Here is a 20,060-nt window from a genome sequence, read left to right on the forward strand (position 1 = left end):
GCGCCAACTCATTTGGCCACCGCGCCCAGCCTGCTCAGCAGCGGACCGGTCACGCCGGTGGTGACCAGCGCCATCAGCACCAGCAGCCCGAACAGCTCGGGTCCGATCAGACCCAGTGACAGCCCGATATCGAGCACCACCAACTCGGTGAGGCCACGACAGTTCATCAGCACGCCGAGAATCCAGGATTCGCGCCGCTCGATGCCGAGCAACCGCCCGGCGCCGACGGTGCTGAGCACCTTGCTCGCCATCGCCACGACGACCAGCACCAGACACAAGAGCCACGCACCGGAATCACTCACCCCGCCCAACGAGGTCTTCAGTCCGACGGTGGCGAAGAACAGCGGCAGCATCAGCCACATCGTCAGTCCCTCGAGTCGATCGGCGAAACCGCGAACCACGGGTGACGATCTCGGCATCACCGCACCGGCCAAGAACGCGCCGAAGATCGCGTGCACGCCGATCCACTCCGTGCCCAGAGCCGATACCAGGATGCCGACCAGCAGCACCATGGACGCCACACTTCCCGCCCTGGCCTTTCCCAGCAGCCGCGCCAGCAGTGGCCGCACTACGAACACCAGCACCAGCCCGAAGGCGACCGTCAGCAGCACGGTGCGCACAACCGCGGTCGGCGAACCGTTGCGCACCTGCACGATCACCAATGTCAGCAAGCACCACGCGGTGATGTCGCCGACACCGGCGCAAGCCAATCCGAGCGCGCCGACGCGTGTACGCTGCAGATCTCGTTCGGTGAGAATCCTGGCCAAGACCGGAAAGGCCGTGATACTCAACGCCAACCCGCAGAACAACACGAACGGCACCGCGTCGACGGTCGCGGGCCGATAGGGCTCGAGCAGGGTAAGGCCCAGCACGGCGCCGGACAGGAACGGAATGGCGATCCCGGCGTGCCCGATGACCACCGCGGATCTGCTGCTGTGCCGCAGCGAATCCAGCGGAAGTTCCAGACCGACCAGGAACATGAAGAAGATGACGCCGAACTGTGCCAGCACGTCCAGCGACGGCACGATCACCGCGGGGAACAGCCACTGCTGCGCGTACGGTGCGGCCGCGCCGAACACGGTCGGCCCCAACAGAATTCCGGCCACCATCTCGCCGATCACTTTCGGCTGGCCCAGACTCGCCGCCACCGCCCCCAACGCGTGCGCAAGTAACACGATCACCGCCGCGGCCAGCAACAGCCGATACAGCCGATGGGTGTCGGTCACCGTGGAGTCGACCGGCAACGGGTCGTGCGAGCCGGATGCGCCCCACACCTGGAAGGCGATGGCCGCGAGCGCAATCGGAACAATGACGAGGCCCAGGTAGCTCGCCGCCGCCCTGGCCCAGCTCCGGGAGTCGGATCGGTGTGCGAGTTGTGTCATGGCCGACCTAGTCCAGGATCGACGGCGTCGACTGCCGGGCCAGCCCGAGCTCCAAGGCCGGCGCGATCTGGCCGTCGCCGTGCAGAATCCACGCCAGTGCGGCGCCGAACACCGGTCCACCGGGATCGAGGTCGGTCTCGGTGCGCTTGCCATCGGCGATCACCGCGAGCCGCCGCCCGGTCAGCAACACCTGGCCGGTCGCGGTGGCTTTGGAGCAGATCAGCTTGCGGGTGAACGGCGAGTCCGGCGAGGACTCGTGGAACTCACGGACACTGTCGAAGTCCCGCCACGAGCGCGGTACCGGCCACAACGCGGTGCGGAACATCGGCACCTCCGCGCCGTCGGCCTCCGCGCGCAGCACGACACGGTGCGCACCCGCGAGCTGGATCCGATAGGTGACACCGGAAAGGCTTTGCGGTTGCGTGCTGTCCCACCGCAACGGTTCCAGGTAGGAGAATCCGCCGAAGCCGACGTCGACCAACCACGTCAGCGAGTCGGCCTCGACCAACAACAGCGGGTGATCGACACCCTCGACGAACCCGTCGCGATAGGCCACCTCGGCGGCGATCAGGGTGACCGCGAAGCCCAGTTCGCCGAGCAGCTGGCCGAAGGAACGGTTGAGCTCGAAGCACAGGCCGCCGCGCGACCGATCGACGATCTTGTCCCGGATCACGTCGTCAGCGGTGCCGAGCGGGCTGCCGCGAAGGATGTCGAGATTCTCGAACGGCACCGCCATCAAATGTCGTCGCTGCAATTCCGGCAGCCCAACGGTTTCCGAGCAGCCGATGCGCCGCAGGTACGCCTGCGTCGCGGTCATCGGTCCACCTGGAGTTGCGCATACAGCGGCCGGAGTTCCTGTTGGCCGAGCGCCATGACATCCACCAGCGACGGACCCGGCTCCTGTTGTGCCCGGGGGTGGGTCGACAGCGCGGGCAGGCTCATTTGAAAGCGCTGAAAGCTCTCGACGAACGGCTTGCGCAGGGTCTGATACTCGGCGATACGCGCCCGATCACCTTGTGCCAGTGCCTGATCCATCACCTCGCCGAGCAGCACGGCGTCCTGCAGCGACATGTTGAGCCCCTGACCGCCGAGGGAATGCATGCCGTGTGCGCTGTCGCCAAGCAGCACCAGATTCTCCCGATACCAGATCCGGGGTTGCGTCACGTGGTGCCGGACCACGGTGACCTGATCCCAGCTCGTGACCCCGCCGAGCACATCGGCGAGGGCGGGTACTGCGGCCACCAGTCGGCCGGTGAGCCGGCCGACGTCACCGACGCCATGCCCCTCGGCCTCCTCAGCTGTCCCGAGCCACAGGACTACCTGCTCGTCGCCCGCGATCGGCACGGTCCACGCATTCGCCCCCGGCCGCCGGTGGACGATCATCTCCGCGGGCGAACCCGCTGGACGTGGCGCGAGCAACTGCAGCAGCGGCCGATCGAACTCGAACACCTCGGCTTCGATGCCGGCCATCTCCCGGATCGAGGAGAACTTTCCATCCGAAGCGACCACATAGTGGCAGTCGACCCCGAACTCCTCGGTCTGGATGCCGTAGCCGCCACCGTTGTCGGTCAAGCCCGTCACGGTGACGCCGCCGCGAGTACGAATCCGCGGCTGCTCGGCCACCGCGTCCATCAGAACGCCGTTCAGCACCGCGAGGGGCACGCTGAGTGCGAACGGAAACGCGCACTCCGGGACATCGTCGTACTTCCAACCTGTGATAGATCCGTCCGAACCGTGCTCGGACATGCCCAGGACCTGCTGACCCTCGGCGAGCAGTTTCTCGAGCAGCCCGAGTCGGGCGAGGATCTGCAGCGTCGGTGGCTGGAGCAACGGCGCCAACGGCGGCCCACCCCGCAGTTGTTCGCGCTTCTCCAGAACGAGCGTGTCGTGCCCCCGCCGCGCGAGGAGCAGGGCGAGGAGCAGGCCCGCGGGCCCGCCGCCGATCACGCAGACATCCGTGGTCATTGGTGACGAAGACAAGGTGACACTCCTGGGTGATTCGAAAAGGGCGCCGGCCAGGAAGCCGCCACGGTGGAACACCAGTGGCGGGACAGCCGAGTCGCCGGGATGCGCGGCGACGACGCGACCCACCAGCAGGCTGTGATCGCCGGCGGGATACACGGTGTCGAGCTGACACTCGATGGTGGACAGCGCATCCGCGACGAGCGGCACGCCGCCCACTCCGCGCACGCCACCGAGCAGATGCACGATGTCCGGACCGTCGGGACGATGTGCGGTCGCGAACAGCTCGACGATCCATTGCTGGTCGGCCGTCAAAAAGTTCACCGCGAACCGCCCCTGAGCCATCAGCGATGGGAGGATGCGCGCATTGTTGTGCACGCTCACCACCATCAGCGCCGGGTCGAGGGACGCCGAGAAGACCGAGTTCACGACCATGGCGGCCGCATCGCAGGTGAGCAGCGCGACTCCGGTCGGCACCGCACGCATCGCGCGCCTCAGTTCGCCTGCCATCAGTAGTAGATCACCGCCCGGCTCCAGTCCTCGTCCGCCGCGAAGAGGTTCTTCGGTTTGACGAACTCGGTGGCCGAGGCCAGCGTCTGCGGCGGGACGAGCGTGCCGGTCGATACCCCGGTCACCGTGCAGTCGACACCGTGGTGCGCCTGGACCTCGGCGGTCAGTTCGGCACACGCCGCGGCTCGCTGGTCGTCCGGGACCTCGATCTCGAGCTCGAGGCGTGCGGAGGTGGCGCGTCCGCGCCAGAACAGCACGTTCCGTTCGACAGGTAGGCCGAAGACGAGCTGTTCGACGTCATGCTGCGCGATCCGGACGTCGCCTATCGGATATCCCGCGGCCGAGCGGCCCAGCACCTGGATGGTGGGCAGCTGCCATCCGCAGGGGCAGTCCTCGGCCGTGATGACGACCGTGTCTTCGAGGTCGTAGCGCACCAACGGCATCGCCGCGCGGTAGAGGGTGGTGATCACCAGCCGCCCGCGCCCCTCCCGCGCGCTGACACCGGTTTCCGGGTCGTACACCTCGGCCAGAAACCGATCTGCCCACAGGTGCAGCCGCCCGGCCGAACACTCCCCCGCGAGGCTGCCGGTCTCGGTGGAACCGTAGTCCTGAAGGACGGGGGTCCCGCCCCACAGTTGCTGTATCCGGGACCGTCGCGCCGGTGTCAACGGCTCACCGGCGAGTAGAAATCCCCGCAGCGCCGGAAAGTCCTGTTCCGGGCGCAACCCTGCTGCTCGCGCGGCCGCGGCCCATAGCAGGCACTCGCTCGGCAGGCACCAGGCGACCGAGATCGACAGGTCGCGCAGCGCACGGATCACTCGCGAATACGGCATGACCAGCGAGCGATTGTCCGCAGGCACCACCGTGGCCCCGCACAGCCGCGCGGCCTGATGGGCTTGGTGCGCGGTAGTCAGCATCGAGTAGGGCGTGCGCACCATGACGGTGTCCGACGGCCGCAGTCCGATGGCGCTGCGCGCGAAGCGATCGATGACGTCGTGCCAGTCCCGTTCGGTGAAGTACGACGGTGTCGGCTCACCGGAGGTCCCACTCGATTCGTGGTAGGTCGCGAGCTCCCGTTTGTCGACGGCCAGCATGCCCCACGGATAGCTCTCGCGCAGATGCTGTTTGGTGGTCAACGGCATCGCGGAAAGGTCGGCCGGATCCGGCCCGGTGCCGTAGAACGGCGAGCGACGGGCCATTTCGAGTGCCTCAGGAAGGCGCTTGTCCTGGAGTTGATACAGCTCGTCCAGCGATCCCCACTGCCCCAGTTGTGGCAGCGCGGGCGATGTTTCGTTCATCCGTCGGTCTCTCCTGTCAGTCGGCAGGTGTTCTGCCAGGCCACCCGTCGCCAGTCGTCCTCGGACAGGTCGAGCACCCGGTACTTGGCGAGCTCGACATCGGGGTGTTGCAGCGGGTACTCGGTTCCGAACAGAACCCGGTCGGCACCGAGTCGGTCGAGTGCGGTTTTGACCACGAACGTGAAGCCGCCCGAGGTCTCGAAGACCACGTTGGGCCGCGGCTTGATCAAGTCGATGCCGTACAGATCGAGATCGCCGACACCCGCGTGGCCGAGGACGAATTCGACAGCCGGGAACCGTTCCGCCAGGGTGACGAGGGCGGCGACCCCGAAGCCCGGCCGCTGCACACAGTGCAGGTAGACGCCGTGGCCGAACCCCTCGGCCTGCTCGACCAGCGCGATCGTGCGCTCGTCGAGCAGGCCGACTCCGTGCACGGAGGGCGCGAGTTTCAGCCCACGGAAGTGTCGACCGTGTGCGCGGTAGTCCGCACCGCCGCGATGCGGATTGGCGAAGAAGAACGGCACCAGTCGCCCGCCGGACCGGTCGCAGCCGGCCAGCACCGCGTCGTTGTCGGCATCGGTCGCCACGTAGCCACCCTCGATGAGCTGCCGAGACAGCTGGTCGGGGGTGATCGCGCCGCCGGCAACGACGACGGCGCGGTCGATCCGGCACCGGTCCATCGTCTCGATGAGCCGAGCAACAGCCTCCGGGCCGGGAGCCAGGTGCGCGTGGGCGTCGAATACGCGCTGACGCGGTGTCATGGTCCCGGGCTCACTTCTCCAGGCAGAATTCATCGATCGGGTAACCGACGTGACGGTCCTCGCTGGGCAGGTAGCCCAGCACTTTGTCACCAGGGCGGAGTTCGGTGCTGTTGAGCACCGCCCCGCCCGGGCCGAGCACCCGCACGTGCCAGTCGTCCTGCAGGATCAGGTTGACCTGCTGCCCGTTGGGCGCCTCGGCATCGATGGAAATCAGCGGCCGCGACTCGATTTTCACCCGGCCGACGGTGACCATTCTGGTCTGGCCCTTGATGTCCACCGCCAAAACCTTGCTGCCCGAACGTAACTCGCTGAGGTAGTTGGTGCGCTCATCCTTGGACAGCGTGTAGGAATGGATCGCGCCCGCATTCACCCGGAACGGCCTGGTCGGCATGTACGGCAGCGGGTGGGTCTCGCTGACGCACAGGATCATTCCCTTGGAGTGCGATCCGACCAGGATGCCTTCGTCCTCGCGAAAGTGCGTGCAGGTGTCCACGCAGGCACGCTCGCCCATGCCGATGTGAGCGGTCGACACGACTTCCAGCTCGACCAAATCCAGATTCGGCGTGGTGGTCTGCACGGCCGACTTGAGCCGGGCAGCGTCGCCGACGGTCTCGGGGGCCATCATCACCCCATCCGAACCGTGCTCGAGAACACCGAAGATGATCTCGGCCTCTTCCACATCCTGCGCGACGGTGATCAGGCTGCCAGTGGACCGCGCGGCGGCCGCGATCACGATCTCCAACGGGATCTTGGTTGGATCACGGAACAGCAGCAAGCTCCACTCCTCCGCGCGCGCGGACTGACACGCGTCCTCCAGCGTGGCCGCGTCCACGATCTCCACGAAGCGGCCGAACTCGATGTGCGGATGCTTCAGTGCCAGTTCCGCCGTCGTCACACCGTGCGCCGCGGGGTCGATGACGACCACGGTGGCGTTGCCGAAGTCCTCGGGCAACTGCTTGTGTTGTGGGAACAGGATTTTCGTCACCGTCGGGGGCAGGTCGGCCAGGTCGGCGGCGTCGTCGGCGACGATGCCGTCGATGCGGTGGTGCAGGGCTTCCTGGATCACCGCGGCCTTGATCTCGCCGAGCGAACGGATGTCGAGCCAGCTGAGCTTCATGTCATTTCTCCAAATGTTTTGCGGCAAGGGGTTTGTGGGTGATCAGCCGAGCGAAGCGGCGAACTCGTCGAAGCTCGCGTGGTCGGGACCGAACTGGTGCACCAGATCGGCGACGGCACGAGCCGCGGCGGCCGGATCCGCCGCTTGAAAGATGTTGCGACCCATGGCAACTCCGGCCGCCCCGGCCCGCAGGATCTGTTCCACATAGGCCAGCACCGCAGCCAGGTCGTCCTGTCGGGGGCCGCCGACCACGACCAACGGCACCGGTGAATTGCTCGCGATCTCAGCCATGGTCTGTACGTCGCCGGTGTACATGGTCTTGACGATGTCGGCGCCGAGATCCGCCGCAAGCGTCACGGCGTGTGCGATCAGCCCCGGGTCGCGCGGGTCGCTGATCTTCGGGCCGCGCGGGTACATCATCGCCATCAGCGGCATGTTCCAGCGGTCGCACGCGTCGGCGACCAGGGCCAGGTCGGCGACCTGCTGCCGCTCCTGTTCGGAGCCGAGGTTCACGTGCACGCTGACCGCGTCGGCGCCCAGCCGCAGTGCCTCCTCTACTTGGGCGACAAGGTATTTCGCATTGGGGTCCGGTGCGTGCACCGTGCTCGCGCTCATGTGCACGATCAGCGAGATCGTCGTGAACCAGCGCGGGTCCACATAGCGCAGCGCACCCTTGTGCAGCACAACCGCGTCCACGTGAGCACCGGACAACTTGCCGACCAGACCGTCGACCCGATTGCCACCGGTCACCGGCCCGTCGGTCACCGAGTGATCCAGGGGCACGATCATCAGCCGCTGGTCGTGGTGTCGATGCAGCCGCCGCAGCCGCAGCTCGCGGGCGGACGATAGATAGCGTCGCATGCGATGTCCCCTCATTTCCCGGTCTGCACTGCGGCGTCGTCTGCCCTCCGGAGCGTCAGCTTCGGTTCGGTCTCCAGGTACAGGCCCGCCAGCGCACGGCTGGGCGAGTCGGGCATCTGCTCCATGGAGGCGTTGTGGTTGGCGAGCGGGTTGTTGGTCGGGGCGTTGGGGCCGGCCAGCCGGTCGGCGACCACCTCGTACGCCTTCTCTTTGGCATCGGCCAGATCCTCGATACCGGTGACGATGTGGAGGAATGCCTCATGCAGGTTGAGCCGGCGCTTCTCCCGCGAAGTCAGCTTCTGCGCCTCGAAGAAGTGTTCGTCGCGGCCGCGATAGCTCTGGTAGAACACCGAGACCAGAACCAGCAGCCGCTCGTAGGCCTTCTCGTACGCCTTGGCGTAGAACCGCAGCGCATGCTCCTCCGCCACCCCGTCCCGCAGCACGGAGGTGATGCTGGCGGCCGCGAGCAGTCCGCTGTAGGTCGCCAGGTGCACACCGGTGGACAGCAGCGGATCCAGGAAGCAGGCCGCGTCGCCGACGAGGGCGTAGCCGGGCCCGGCGAAAGCCTCCGTGACGTAGGAGTAGTCGCTTTCTGCCTTGACCTCGGAGACCAACCGCGCGCCGTCGATCAGATCGGCGATCAGCGGGCTTTCCGCGATCTTCGTCAGATAGATCTCCTCGAGATCGGCGCGCTCGGCCTGCTTTTCGCGCAAGTGCGCCTTGCTGGTGACCACGCCGATGCTCACTGTCTCGTCGTGCAGCGGGATCGCCCACAACCAGCCCTGCGGGATCGAGCACACCGCGATGGCCCCGTCTGGTCCCGGCTCCAGTTCCTTGGTCCCCTGCCAATAGCCCCAGACGCCAACGTTTTTGAACACGTCGTGGAACCGGCGGCTGCCCAGGTGCTTGGTGGCCATCAACCCGGCACGACCAGAGGCGTCGACCAGGAAGTCGAAGGAGATCTCACCGCCGCCATTGCGATCGGAGCGCTCCCACACCGCACGTACCGCCCGGTCACCGTCGAAGACGATCTCCTTGACCGAGACGCCCTCCCGCACGTCGACACCCTGTGACTTGGCGTGTTCGAGTAGCAGGTGATCGAACTCCGAGCGGATCACCTGCCAGCTGTAGGTGGTGTCGTCGAGATCGTTGAAGCGAAGGTCCCACTTCTCCGTGCCCCACTCGAAATACGCGCCGCCCTTGCGCTGGAACCCATGCGCCTCGATCTTCTCTCTGGCGCCCATGAGGTCGAGGATGGGCAGGCAAGAGGGCAGCAGGGATTCGCCTATGTGGTAGCGGGGGAAGGTCTCCCGCTCCAGCAGTGTGACGGAAAAGCCCGCACGGGCGAGCAGGGTCGCGGTCGTCGAGCCCGCCGGTCCGCCTCCGACCACCAGAATCTGAACGGCTTCGTGCACTGTGACTCCTCATGAATCGGTTTGACACCCTTGATGATTCGGCCACGAGGTATCGGCGGCATTACTCCGCGCTATCGCCGATACAGCCCTTCGGTTCGAGGAGGAACTGGGTGAAGTTGTCGTCGTGCGGGATGCCGGGCACCGTCGCCCACGGCAGCACCGTGCCCCGAACCACCTTGCGCACACTGGGTTCCCGTAGTGCGCGGCTCACCAGCTCGGCCCGGTCGGTGATCAGGTTGAGCACCAGTGAGTCACGCAGCGGGGCAATGCCGTCGGCCGCGGTCCACGGTGCAACAACGACGAAGGGAAACGGGAGTTCCGTACCGACCAGGGGGTGACTGGCCGTCGGTGCGGATAACACGATAGGTTGTGGGACAACGGAACCGTCGTCGAGTTCCACCATGCTGTCGCCGCCGCTGTGGTCGGTCAGCTCCGCGCGCATCGAGTCGATCAGTCGCTCGAGCCGTTGCGCGCGACCGCGTTCCAGGAACAGCAGGTCGGCCGCCGGGTCCGTCGCGGGCAGCACCGGCAGCTTTCGCAGTCGCAGCGCCAGTCCGTCGGCGACCTGAGCCACCGGTCGCGAGGTCAACACCGCGGAGAGATTGTTGCATCGCGCGCCGCCGTCGAAAGACGCTGAGTACGCGAGGTGATCGAGGACCGTGTCATCGATGTCCGCGTCCAGTAAGGCCTTTGCCCGGCCCGGGCCACGTACCGCGACCGATTCCCTTGCCCGCCAGCGGGTAACAGCGCTCTCGCCGCCGTAGACGATCCCTCGGTCGGCCTGACCGAGCAGGAACTCCCCGACCGCATGGGAACTCGGCAGAAAGGCGATCTTGCCTGCGGGCAGTCCGGCGGCGGTCAATGCCGCGATCAGGCGCAGCGGTGTGAACGGGTCCCTGCTTCCCGGGCGCACCAGCACGCTGTAGCCGTGAAACAGGGCCTGCACCCAGGAAGCGTTGGGCGCCGGATGGTTGCTGGCCAGCACGGCGGCGAACAACCTGCCTCGGGGCACCCATCTCGTCCGGAATCCATTACCGAACTCGGTCCGCGGGAGTTCGGCGGCCGTGGTCTCGGGCAACTCCGTCAACTGCGCGACGATCTCCTCGACCGACCGCCGCACCGCCGACATGGTGAGCCCCGAGCTGCGAATCACATTCAGCGCGTAGTCGTTCGGCGACGCACCGGCCAGATTCTCGGTGGCGAAGAGCGCGGCCGCGCGAGGGAAGATCGCCGGATCCGGCGGCACGCCGTCGGCGTCGGCCCGCAATTCGGCCACGGCGGACTGGGCGAGCAGCCGAGGGGCGAGACCGACGTCGGCCACCGGTTCCCCCGACACGCCATTCAGCTGCGACCGATCCGCGCTGGCGACCGTCCGCGCCCCGATCATGGGGTCGATCACGATCGGGGCCATCAGTACACGCCCTCGATGATCTCGACCTCATCGAGGGCGCGGTAGGTCTGGACGTCGGCGAGTCCGTCCACATCCTCGCCGGGCACCGGCTTTACCCGCACAGCCGTGTCGCGTTCGAGGACGTTCGGCAGGAACATCTCCTCTGTCACCAGGTGCAGCCGGACTCTGCCCCGCTCGCCGTAGTCGACCGGTTGCCCGTCCGCACCGACCAGTTCGATGCGGGTGGTCTCCGGGAACGGCGTGAATACACAGGGGTGGATGTCGTCGTCGACGGGGCGACGCTGCGGCGCGATACCCATCAGACTGTTGCCGTACACCCCGGCGATTACCTTGTCCGGGAAGAAGACCTCGCGCAGCTGCCGCAGCGTCTCCAGGCTGATCGATGTGCCCGCCCAGAGGATCGCTTCGACCTTGGACTGTACGAGCTCGTACAGCTCGGGCCGCGCGCAGATCGCCTCCAGCACCGGCGGTGTCGTGTTGAGCACGGCGATCTCTTGCGTGCGCAGGATCGGCTCTGCCTGGTCGAGCAGGTGCTCGAGGTACTTCTCCGCGATCTCGCCGAGCCCATGTGCCATGAGGTGCTTGACCCAGCGCGGATCGAAGTCGACGGAGTGGAAGAATCCACCACCCATGGCCGAATGGCGGGCGACGTCCGAACCAGCGACGTGCGGGCCGGTGGGCCCGAGGTGTAGCCAGTCACCTCCGGGCGGAACCCCGAGTTCGAGCAGCCGCTGCCGGGCCCACGCCAGCATCCGCACGCGATATCCGCAATCGACGATGCGCTTGGGCTCGCCCGTGGTGCCTCCGGACTCGTACACCTGAAACACCCTGTCGGACAAACCCTTCGGCACCAGATCGCGCACAGTCACCGAGCGCAGTTCGGCACTGACGTCCGGGAACAGCACCAGGTCCGCGGCCGAACGCACGTCCCGGATCGGATCGAATCCGAGTTCGGCTCGCTTGGCCAGCCAGAACGGCGACCCGGTGTTCGTATCGAAGTGCCACGTCATCGACTCTCTGACGTGGCTGTCGAAATGGGAAGTCACGATGCCTCACTCTGCTCGACGCGCCAGTTCTCTCGGGCCGAGCGTCGCAATGGCACCTATTGCCGGCCTATCGGCGAGGTATCAGGCGTCTTGGCCGCCGCGACGAACGCGTGGTACTCGGCGCGCAGCCGCACGATCTCCGATTCCAGGCGGGTCAGCCGGTGCTCGGTCTCGGCCCGTGTGTCGGGGACGATTCGGTCGGTGGCCGGATGGGCACCGAGCCGAAGGCGGTGGCCCGTGGGCAAGGTTCCCGACTCGTTGGTCAGGACGAAGATCTCGGTCTTGCGCAGACTCTCGCCCGGCTCGATGCCGAGCTCATCCGCGAACCGCTTGCGGACCGTGCGATAGAACTCCAACGCTTCGGCCCGGCGGCCGGACAGGTGCAGTGCCAACATGAGTTGGGCACAAAGGTTTTCACGGAAGGGCGCGTCCGCGACGTAGCAGTTCAGCTCGCCGATGATTTCGCGCTGCCGCCCCAGCCGCAGGTTCAGGTCGATGTACTCCTCGACAACCACGTATCGATCCTCGGTGACCTTGACCGCCGCTGCCGCCAGCAGGTCGCTTTCCAGCCCGACCGCCAGCCGACCACGCCATAGGTCCAACGCGGACCGCAGCAGCCGCACCGCCTCGACGAGGCGGCCGTTGGCGGCGGCCGCCCGGCCACGCTCGACCAGATCCTGGAATCGGTGCAGGTCCAACGCGCCCTCATCGACCCGCAGCAGGTAGCCCGACGAATGCGTCTCGATCACCTCTCCGCATCCTTTGGCGGCGAACTTGCGGCGCAGTTCGGACACGCAGATGCGGATCTGGCTCTTGGCGGAGACGGGTGGGTCCTCGCTCCAGACGGCGGCGATGAGGCGATCGATGCTCATCACCTGGTTGGCCTCCAACAACAGCATGGCGAGTAGGACCCGCTGCCGACTGCCGGTGAGACGGATTTGTTCCTCTGCGCATTCGACCTTCAGCGGTCCGAGCAGACGATAACGCAACTCTCTCGCCACGAGAGATCCCCCTATCGAGCATTCGAAAACAATCGATCGAATAATTCGAACAGACGACGACCGATTGGTTACCGATTCATTAACAAGCCGTTCGTGAACAAGCAGGAGACGTCAGTCGATCCCTCGTCGAATTTTCAGCCCCCAACCTGGAGAAACTCAATCGGAGCAGGGGGTGCATATGTGCCCTGACCCGCAAAAGCGACAGTAGACAAGGGAAAGCCTGCCGTCAAGCGGAAGAGTTCCACTCGGAAGGATCTGCAAGATTTCGAACCGAAGGCTTCGATCGGCCCGGAGCCCATGATATTGACGTGTTGACGGGGGCCGACGGAACTCAATCCCCAGGAGGCGTCGCCAACGCTTCGCTAGCCCTCGGCAGTGCATCTACCAGCAGGGACAGTGCCGGTCGCGCCGTGGCGGCGACCGAGCCAGCACCAGGGCTGGAGCTGTCGGCCTGGCGGTGTGATTCGTTATAGGAGATGCAAAGCTGACGGTTTGCAGATGCTTGTGGGAATTACGTATCGACCCCCGAATCTCGACGCGCATCAACCATTGACACGTCTATCCCAGACTATCTGAACGCTGCATCCGCGCAAAAGTCGGAATTCGATGTAGGCCACTTCCATATCGCTCTCGAGTCCAGCATTTATCCATACACAATCGAGTTGCATTGGAGTGAGCGACAGAGCATATCTTTTCCGTGATATCACCAGCATTTCACGACATAACTTACATAATCAGGGCTATTCGCCGACGCAGGCCTTCGGAGATGGGTTGAGCACTTTGCGCAGCAGAACCCGTGGGTAACCGCAACTGCCTGTGCATGATGCCCATCCCATGTCGGCGCATGGTGACGCGGCATCCAAACGAGCCCGAGGGCCGCGCCAGCGGGTATCGGAATGCAAGCCCAGCTGCACCGCTTGGGCGACAGCCGATCCGACCGCCGGTTCGATGGCCCGTCCCGGTCGCTTCGGCGAACTCGACCAAGCCCCCTCAGCGCCATAACTGGCACCCACAGAGCGACATCACAACCCCGCCAACGCATTTGGCAATTACCGCTCCGCAGCATGCTGAATTACCGAGTTGAGGATGTCGGATCCGCGTATTGCGAGCGGTGTCGCCGCTACGGGTGTGACCCACGGGATGCTCGGACTCGAGCGAACACGAACCCCAAGCTGCTACGAATCGCTATGGTTCGCAGCCGAACACTCTATGGTGACGCAAGTCACAGTCAGACGGCTGATCGCCGACAGCCATCCACTCGCGTACAGGTTCCGAGCTCATGCGAAACGCGGTCGGTGGGGGTGCGATTTCGGCCGATTGGCGACACCCAGGGCCACACCAGCTGGATGCGGATATATGAAACGAAACAGCCCCTGACATGCTTGCGCAGGTCAGGGGCTGTTTCTTTTAAGTGGTCCCAGCTGGTTTCGAACCAGCGACCTTCCGCGTGTGAGGCGGACGCTCTCCCGCTGAGCTATGGGACCTGAACTCATGCCACATGGTGGCGGGCCGGGTGGCGTGGAAGCGCCCTCCGAACGAGATGGAACATTAGCACGCGCCACCGGCGGTTCACCAAATCGCCACCCGGACAGGGCGGAACGCGCTGTGCACCAGTCCGTCTCGGCCTGGGGTACCAGCGATCTATTCCCCTGTTCACGCGGTCCAGCCGGGCCGTCGAACCTCCCCAATCACACCGGCCACCTCCGCCACACTGGCAACCTCGCCGATTTCCCCCGTTCTACCAGCGGATTTGTAGCTTTCACCGGGCGTCCGCTAATGTTCTGTCTCGCACCACGGAGGCCACAACGGGCCGCCGAGATGCAAAATGCGGATGTAGCGCAGTGGTAGCGCATCACCTTGCCAAGGTGAGGGTCGCGGGTTCGAATCCCGTCATCCGCTCGAAGAGGTAGGGCCAGGCAAACTAGTTTCGCCGTCCCCCTTCGCACGGTGGAGTGGCCGAGTGGTGAGGCAACGGCCTGCAAAGCCGTGCACACGGGTTCGATTCCCGTCTCCACCTCGCGCGATTAGCTCAGCGGGAGAGCGCTTCCCTGACACGGAAGAGGTCACTGGTTCAATCCCAGTATCGCGCACCACCGTAGTACCAGGTCAGGCCCCCTTTCGAGGGGGCCTTTCTTGTTGTGTGGGCTATCTTTGACCTGATGAGTTACGTCTCAGACGGCTCGAACAGCTCGTCACAGACCTCACACCGGATACCGCCGACGTCGAACGCGCTTCGTGAGATCCGCAGCTTGCGACCGCAGCCGCACTCGGCGGACAGGCCGTTGTTGTTGGATTTCCGGCCGCCGCGTCGTTCCGGCTCACGACGGCGGTAGGCAACGAGCGCGAAAGCCAGCTCGTCCAGCTCGTCCCGATAGAGCCGCTGGGTGTCATCCGGTACCGCCGTGAGTGACCATCCGAGCTTCGGGTTGTGGGTGAGCGTGAGCCCCAGCTCTTCGCCAATCCCCCGGAAGCGCTCGTTGTGCCATCGCCCTTGTCGGCTGGTGTCCTTGATGTCGCGAGTGAGGGCGACACCGTGAGCGGCTTCGTGCAGCAGCGTGCCGAGCACGTCCACCGCGCCACGTTGGAGTCCTTCGCCGCCGACGAACAGCTCGCGTAGCTCGTACTCGCCGCGAATCCAGCGGTTCGGCACGAAATGTCCGAGGGTGAGATTACCGCCAGCTGAGCCCGATCCCATCGTCAAGACCACGTCCGGGACGTCAGGGTGACGGGATCGGATTGCGGCCCAAGCATGTTCGAGTGCGGAGACGAGCAGACCGGTGATGGTGTCGGAATCGGTCATGACAACCACAGCCTTTCCGGAAGCTTGACACGTACGTGTCAACCGACCAGCGGCTATGACACGTACGTGTCAATGAGTGGAGTCCCGGAAGAGACGTGGATTCCCTGGGCGCGCGCCGCGTCCCGTCCGGGGCAGGCCCTCGGCCTGCCCCCACCGCCTGCCCAGGGCGCCGCAGTGACTGTCGGTCAAGGAGGAATTTCTGGATACCAAACCGCGGCGTGAATGACCTACCGCCGCCTGGAAATTCGTCCTTGATCCCGGCCAGGGGCGTCGTCCGTACAATGCGGCGCGCGCCCAGGGAATCCGTACCGTCCGATCCGAACGGACGCCACCAAGCTGTCGACCGAGAACGCTTGTTTGCCCACCGGGCCGGACCACTCGATCGCAACCGTTCATACCGCACGCCACCAGATATCGACTCCGGACATCACGTCGCACCAAACCTCAGCGCGATTACGTCTCGTCTCCCAACCGGACCACGCACTCACTGCAACGCTTCACTCTCAACCCAACCCACTCCTCCACCCCACTCTTGCTTCACACCAACACTTTCCGCCGCTCCCCCTGACTCTCATAACTTGCTTCTCTGAAAGCAGTGGGTTCACTGTCGCTGACGGAATGTCAGTGGGAACCCGACGTGATTCGATTGCCGGCTCGCCGGAACGCGTTCGGTTCCAGTCGAACCGGGTTGGAGAACGATCGCCGGGAGGACGGGAACCACTGCCACGGGCTTAGAAGGTCCGCAGGAGTGTTGAACGCCACTACCTGCGACGCAATACCTCCACCGAGTGCGGTCATCGCCGATTCGAGTTGAGCGTCGCTGAGGTAGGGCGCGGGTCCGAGGCGTAAATAGTCGCCCCGGCAGTCGGTGGCAGTGCCGCGCGCAGCCAGGTCGGCGCGCAGACGTTCGGCGTGTGGAGAGTGCAGAGCGAGAAATCCCCCGAACCCGGTGTGGGGGCCGAGCGGTCGCGGGTGTCTGTGAGAGCCTCAGTCGGCGAGTATTCGGCGGGTCAGTGTGCGAACCGACGCGGAAATCTCCGGGGTGACGAACCGGAGGAGATCCTCGGACGGCGCGGCGTCCGGACCAAGCACCACTCCGGTCGCGCTGTCGAGTGCCGGGTCAGTCGCGGCGGCCACGATCGGTCCGGCGCCCGCGGCGGCGGGTCGCAAGCTTTGCTGAATCTCATCCCAGAGGCCCCGGAACGCAGGTGGCAGGATCTCCGGGGTCATCGCCATGCCGTTCGGCGTCGCCGCCGCGGCTGAGCCGAGGGGATCGACGACGAGCACGCTGATACCGCTGCCCCGCAGGTCCTCGGCACGGTCCAGAGTGTAGGCAAGGTGTGCGAGCTTGGCCCGGCCCGTGACCGCCATGCCGTAGTACTCTCCGTCCTGCTCGACGTCGTCGTAGGCCGGCACTCCGTCGACCGCGGCGATCGATGACGAGCTGACCTCGATAATGCGGCTGGGCGCACCGGCTTTCAGCACGCCGAGCAGCGCGTCGGTCAGCACCGTCGGCGAGAGGTGGTTCAGCGCGAAGGAAGCCTCGATCCCGTCGGCGGTCTCCCAGCGCGTCGACCACATACCGCCGACATTGTTCACCAGCAGGTGCAGCGGGCCTTCTGCGGCGAGGCGCACACCCAGCGCGCGCACCTCGTCCAGCGAGGAAAGGTCGGCTCGCAGGAACCGGCTGTCGCCGCCGATGGCCGCGACCGCATCGGCGCCGCGGCCGGGATCCCGCCCGACAACGGTGACGGCGAACCCCTTCTGCTGCAACTGCTTTGCGACATGGAAGCCAATACCCCCGGTGCCGCCTGTGACGACTGCTGTCCGAGTCATCGTTCGCCTCCTCCAACTACTCCGAATAACGCTCGACAGTCAAGACCGTGCCGCCGAGGCACAGTCAAATCGCCCTCAGACCGCTACATCTCGACAGGAGTCCAGCAACGCCGTCAGTCCCAGGGCGCGGGAGTGTTGGCGGCAGTTTCTATGGGCCGCTCGGTGAGAGTGCGTGCGAGCGTGGCGTAGCTGACTGCGGTGGGTGCACTGAGCCCAAACGTGAGCGCTAGGTGCAGGGGATCGGCGTTGGTGGAGAGCGCTTCTCGCAGGATGCGGTCACTGCGGATGTGTTCGAGTTCAATGCCGAGAAGACCGAGATTCCAGATCAGGTGATAGTCGGAAACCGGCGCAATGTTCAGGACGGAATCGCGGGAGACGATCAGGTGCGGGTTCGAGGTTCGCGGCCATCGGTGGTTCGAGGGGGCCTTTCTTGTTGTCGTGCCAGATGCGCTCACCGCAGCCTTCCGGGAGTCTTGACACCTACGTGTCAACCGGCAACGGCTGTGACACGTAGGTGTCAATGAGTGGAGTCCCGGAAGGGACGGGATTCCTGGGCGCGAGCCGCGTCCCCGCCGGGGCAGCCCCCGGCCTGCCCGCACCGGCTGCCCAGGGCGACGCAGAGACGCACGACCAAGGAGAAATTTCCGGACCGCGGCGCGGATGATGTACCGCCGCGCGAAAATTCGTTCTTGGCCCCGGGAGGGGTGGCAGTCGCAACTGTCCGCGCCGAACGCCACTACCAATTCCGACTCCCGACGTCACCTAACGCCAAGCCCTACATCGGTGGCTGGAAGCCGCCGATCTTCTGCTCGAGCAGTGCGGCCAGCTGCAGCGGGGTGCGGTCCTCGAACATCGGACCGATGAGCTGCACTCCCACCGGCAGCCCTTCGGGGGACCGGCCTGCGGGGATCGCGGTGGCGGGCAGGCCCGGCATGGTGGCCACACCGGCCCAGACGAGTTGGTGGAAGTACGGGTACTCGACGCCGTCGATGTCGATGTGCCGGTTCTCCAGACCGCCGTTGTGGTTGTGCGGGAAGGCGGGGGTGGGCGTGATGGGGCATACGACGGCATCGAATTCGGCGAAGAGTTGCCGCCAGCCGTGGCGGTGGAGTTCGCGACGGTTGTTCGCCTCGACCCAGTCGCGGTGGCTGAGCACCATGCCGCGCAGCCGCGCCGCATCGAGACTCCGGTCGTCCGCGCTGAGGGCGGCGGCGTGGGTCTGCAGCTGTTCGTACATGTCGACGGGAATACCTGCGGCGGCGTTCGACAGCATCAGCAGCATGTAGAGCGTCGCCGCTTCGGTCAGATCGGGCAGCAGCGGACTGCGCCGTTCGACGCGGGTGCCCTCGTCGACGAGCGCCTCGGCGACCCGGTTCACGCCCGCCCGCACCGCCGATCCGGTCGGAATGAGCGGATGGTCCTCGATGATCAGGACACGGAAGTCCGACAGCCGCTCGTGGCGCGCGGGCGGCAGTGCGACGTCGTAGGCGACGCCGTGAGTCAGCGGGTCCGGTCCGGCCATCACATCGAGCAGCAGCGCGAGGTCGCGGGCGGTGCGCGCCATCGGGCCGACGACGGCGAGGTCGAGGTCGATCGGCAAGGCCGGCGCGGGCGGCGCGACCATGCCGCGGGTCGGCGCCAGCCCGAGTGTCGGCTTGTGCGCGTAGACACCGCAGAAATGCGCGGGGGTGCGCAGCGAACCGGCGAGGTCGGAGCCGATGGACAGCGCGCCGAATCCGCACGCCAGGGCCGCCGCCGATCCGCCGGAGGATCCACCCGAGGTGCGGCCGTGATCCCACGGATTGTTGGTGGTGCCGTAGATCTCGTTGAAGCTCTGGATATCTCGCAGCGTCAACGGCACATTGGTCTTACCGAGCACCACCGCGCCCGCGGCCGCGAGCCGAGACACCTGTACCGCGTCCTCGGCCGGGATGTAGTTCGCGTGCTGCGGCATGCCCCAGGTCGTGGGCAGCCCGGCCATGTTGTAGGACTCCTTGACCGTCACCGGAATACCGAGCAGCGGCCGATCCTCGCCACGGGCGCGCGCCTGATCGGCACGGCTGGCGGCGGCCCGCGCACGGTCGAAGTCCGGCACACAGATCGCGTTGATCACCTTGTCGTCGCGCTCGATACGAGCGATCGCCTCCTCGGTCAATTCCACCGAGGTCACCTCACCGGCCCGCAACGCCGCCAATAGTTCTTCTGCCGACTGAAGATTCCATTCCATGAATCCGACGGTATCGACGCGCTGCAGCAGCCATAAAATGCCGATTTTCACAACGGGAAAGCCGAACAGGCCACTGAAGTCACGCACTCGTTCTGCCTTCGTAGCAGGTTTGCCCAGGTCACAGCGTCGGCAGTGCGGCCACTCCACTAGCACAGGGCATGAAACGCCGCTGCACACAACGGGATAGATGTCTCAATGCTCGTCATGTTCCTCTCCGGCCACAGACTATTCGCCCGACTGCTGACAAGGCGATGCGCGGCGGAATCGGTGTCGGCCTGGAAGTTCAGGAGGCCTTCATCGGAGGACGGCATGAGATTTATCCACGTCGACGGATCCGGCCTGCTTATATAGCGCAGACCGGACCCGCCTTCTCGGTAGTGGAGCAGGATTCCCGTCTGCACTGCCACCCTCATCGGGTAGTAGCGCTGCCGCC

15 protein-coding genes and 4 tRNA genes are annotated in these 20,060 nt (G+C 65.7%); 3 read left to right on the top strand and 16 right to left on the bottom strand.

Annotation, left to right across the window (positions count from 1 at the left end):
* Positions 1-8: 8 nt before the first annotated feature.
* The 12 genes from KV110_RS28170 to KV110_RS28225 all read right to left on the bottom strand — a co-directional run bounded on the left by KV110_RS28170 (position 9) and on the right by KV110_RS28225 (position 14,248).
* Positions 9-1,382 carry a cation:proton antiporter domain-containing protein gene (locus KV110_RS28170; RefSeq protein WP_218470257.1) on the bottom strand — a complete coding sequence of 458 codons (1,374 nt, stop codon included), beginning with the start codon at positions 1,380-1,382 and terminating at the stop codon, positions 9-11.
* A gap of 7 nt (positions 1,383-1,389) precedes the next feature.
* Positions 1,390-2,199 (bottom strand): arylamine N-acetyltransferase family protein, encoded by an 810-nt coding sequence (locus KV110_RS28175; protein ID WP_218470258.1) that lies wholly within the window; start codon positions 2,197-2,199, stop codon positions 1,390-1,392.
* On the bottom strand, positions 2,196-3,854 hold the full coding sequence (locus KV110_RS28180; RefSeq protein WP_218470259.1) for an FAD-dependent oxidoreductase: 1,659 nt from the start codon (positions 3,852-3,854) through the stop codon (positions 2,196-2,198). The genes KV110_RS28175 and KV110_RS28180 overlap by 4 nt, the downstream gene beginning before the upstream one ends.
* Positions 3,854-5,152, bottom strand: a complete 1,299-nt coding sequence (locus tag KV110_RS28185; RefSeq protein ID WP_218470260.1) for an AMP-binding protein — start codon at positions 5,150-5,152, stop codon at positions 3,854-3,856. The genes KV110_RS28180 and KV110_RS28185 overlap by 1 nt, the downstream gene beginning before the upstream one ends.
* Positions 5,149-5,913, bottom strand: a complete 765-nt coding sequence (locus KV110_RS28190; protein ID WP_218470261.1) for an amidohydrolase family protein — start codon at positions 5,911-5,913, stop codon at positions 5,149-5,151. Before KV110_RS28190 ends, KV110_RS28185 begins: the two co-directional genes overlap by 4 nt.
* Before the next feature lie 10 nt (positions 5,914-5,923).
* Positions 5,924-7,030, bottom strand: coding sequence for a 3-amino-4-hydroxybenzoic acid synthase (griH, locus tag KV110_RS28195; protein WP_218470262.1), 1,107 nt, complete (start codon positions 7,028-7,030; stop codon positions 5,924-5,926).
* A gap of 42 nt (positions 7,031-7,072) precedes the next feature.
* Positions 7,073-7,891: a 2-amino-3,7-dideoxy-D-threo-hept-6-ulosonate synthase gene (locus KV110_RS28200; protein ID WP_218470263.1), complete on the bottom strand. Its 819-nt coding sequence runs from the start codon at positions 7,889-7,891 to the stop codon at positions 7,073-7,075.
* A gap of 11 nt (positions 7,892-7,902) precedes the next feature.
* Positions 7,903-9,306 carry an NAD(P)/FAD-dependent oxidoreductase gene (locus tag KV110_RS28205; RefSeq protein WP_218470264.1) on the bottom strand — a complete coding sequence of 468 codons (1,404 nt, stop codon included), beginning with the start codon at positions 9,304-9,306 and terminating at the stop codon, positions 7,903-7,905.
* Between the two features lie 61 nt (positions 9,307-9,367).
* Complete coding sequence (locus KV110_RS28210; protein WP_218470265.1) at positions 9,368-10,717, bottom strand: aldehyde dehydrogenase family protein; 1,350 nt, start codon at positions 10,715-10,717, stop codon at positions 9,368-9,370.
* Positions 10,717-11,763: an acyl-CoA synthetase family protein gene (locus KV110_RS28215; RefSeq protein ID WP_218470266.1), complete on the bottom strand. Its 1,047-nt coding sequence runs from the start codon at positions 11,761-11,763 to the stop codon at positions 10,717-10,719. Before KV110_RS28215 ends, KV110_RS28210 begins: the two co-directional genes overlap by 1 nt.
* Positions 11,764-11,819: 56 nt before the next feature.
* A complete protein-coding gene (locus KV110_RS28220; protein ID WP_218470267.1) occupies positions 11,820-12,764 on the bottom strand; it encodes an AfsR/SARP family transcriptional regulator in 945 nt (314 codons plus the stop codon).
* A 1,412-nt stretch (positions 12,765-14,176) separates the two neighbouring features.
* Positions 14,177-14,248, bottom strand: a tRNA-Val gene (locus KV110_RS28225).
* A gap of 343 nt (positions 14,249-14,591) precedes the next feature.
* Between KV110_RS28225 and KV110_RS28230 the strand changes: the two genes are divergently transcribed.
* The 3 genes from KV110_RS28230 to KV110_RS28240 all read left to right on the top strand — a co-directional run bounded on the left by KV110_RS28230 (position 14,592) and on the right by KV110_RS28240 (position 14,857).
* Positions 14,592-14,663: transfer RNA gene (locus tag KV110_RS28230), tRNA-Gly, on the top strand.
* Between the two features lie 47 nt (positions 14,664-14,710).
* Positions 14,711-14,781, top strand: a tRNA-Cys gene (locus tag KV110_RS28235).
* A 1-nt stretch (position 14,782) separates the two neighbouring features.
* Positions 14,783-14,857: transfer RNA gene (locus KV110_RS28240), tRNA-Val, on the top strand.
* A 71-nt stretch (positions 14,858-14,928) separates the two neighbouring features.
* Here the strand turns inward: KV110_RS28240 and KV110_RS28245 are convergent.
* The 4 genes from KV110_RS28245 to KV110_RS28260 form a co-directional block, all read right to left on the bottom strand.
* Entirely contained in the window at positions 14,929-15,564 is a 636-nt protein-coding gene (locus KV110_RS28245; RefSeq protein ID WP_218470268.1) for a hypothetical protein, read from the bottom strand.
* Between the two features lie 987 nt (positions 15,565-16,551).
* Complete coding sequence (locus KV110_RS28250; protein WP_218470269.1) at positions 16,552-17,400, bottom strand: SDR family NAD(P)-dependent oxidoreductase; 849 nt, start codon at positions 17,398-17,400, stop codon at positions 16,552-16,554.
* Between the two features lie 113 nt (positions 17,401-17,513).
* Entirely contained in the window at positions 17,514-17,855 is a 342-nt protein-coding gene (locus KV110_RS28255) for a hypothetical protein (RefSeq protein ID WP_218470270.1), read from the bottom strand.
* 320 nt (positions 17,856-18,175) lie between these two features.
* Positions 18,176-19,627, bottom strand: coding sequence for an amidase (locus KV110_RS28260; RefSeq protein WP_218470271.1), 1,452 nt, complete (start codon positions 19,625-19,627; stop codon positions 18,176-18,178).
* Positions 19,628-20,060 lie beyond the last annotated feature (433 nt).

The organism is Nocardia iowensis, from assembly GCF_019222765.1.
GTDB classification, from domain to species: Bacteria; Actinomycetota; Actinomycetes; order Mycobacteriales; family Mycobacteriaceae; genus Nocardia; species Nocardia iowensis.

Coding starts and splice junctions, on each gene's coding strand:
- KV110_RS28170 (WP_218470257.1), bottom strand. CDS start 1,382: ATGACACAACTCGCACACCGATCCGACTCCCGGAGCTGGGCCAGGGCG.
- KV110_RS28175 (WP_218470258.1), bottom strand. CDS start 2,199: ATGACCGCGACGCAGGCGTACCTGCGGCGCATCGGCTGCTCGGAAACC.
- KV110_RS28180 (WP_218470259.1), bottom strand. CDS start 3,854: ATGGCAGGCGAACTGAGGCGCGCGATGCGTGCGGTGCCGACCGGAGTC.
- KV110_RS28185 (WP_218470260.1), bottom strand. CDS start 5,152: ATGAACGAAACATCGCCCGCGCTGCCACAACTGGGGCAGTGGGGATCG.
- KV110_RS28190 (WP_218470261.1), bottom strand. CDS start 5,913: ATGACACCGCGTCAGCGCGTATTCGACGCCCACGCGCACCTGGCTCCC.
- griH (WP_218470262.1), bottom strand. CDS start 7,030: ATGAAGCTCAGCTGGCTCGACATCCGTTCGCTCGGCGAGATCAAGGCC.
- KV110_RS28200 (WP_218470263.1), bottom strand. CDS start 7,891: ATGCGACGCTATCTATCGTCCGCCCGCGAGCTGCGGCTGCGGCGGCTG.
- KV110_RS28210 (WP_218470265.1), bottom strand. CDS start 10,717: ATGGCCCCGATCGTGATCGACCCCATGATCGGGGCGCGGACGGTCGCC.
- KV110_RS28245 (WP_218470268.1), bottom strand. CDS start 15,564: ATGACCGATTCCGACACCATCACCGGTCTGCTCGTCTCCGCACTCGAA.
- KV110_RS28250 (WP_218470269.1), bottom strand. CDS start 17,400: ATGACTCGGACAGCAGTCGTCACAGGCGGCACCGGGGGTATTGGCTTC.
- KV110_RS28260 (WP_218470271.1), bottom strand. CDS start 19,627: ATGGAATGGAATCTTCAGTCGGCAGAAGAACTATTGGCGGCGTTGCGG.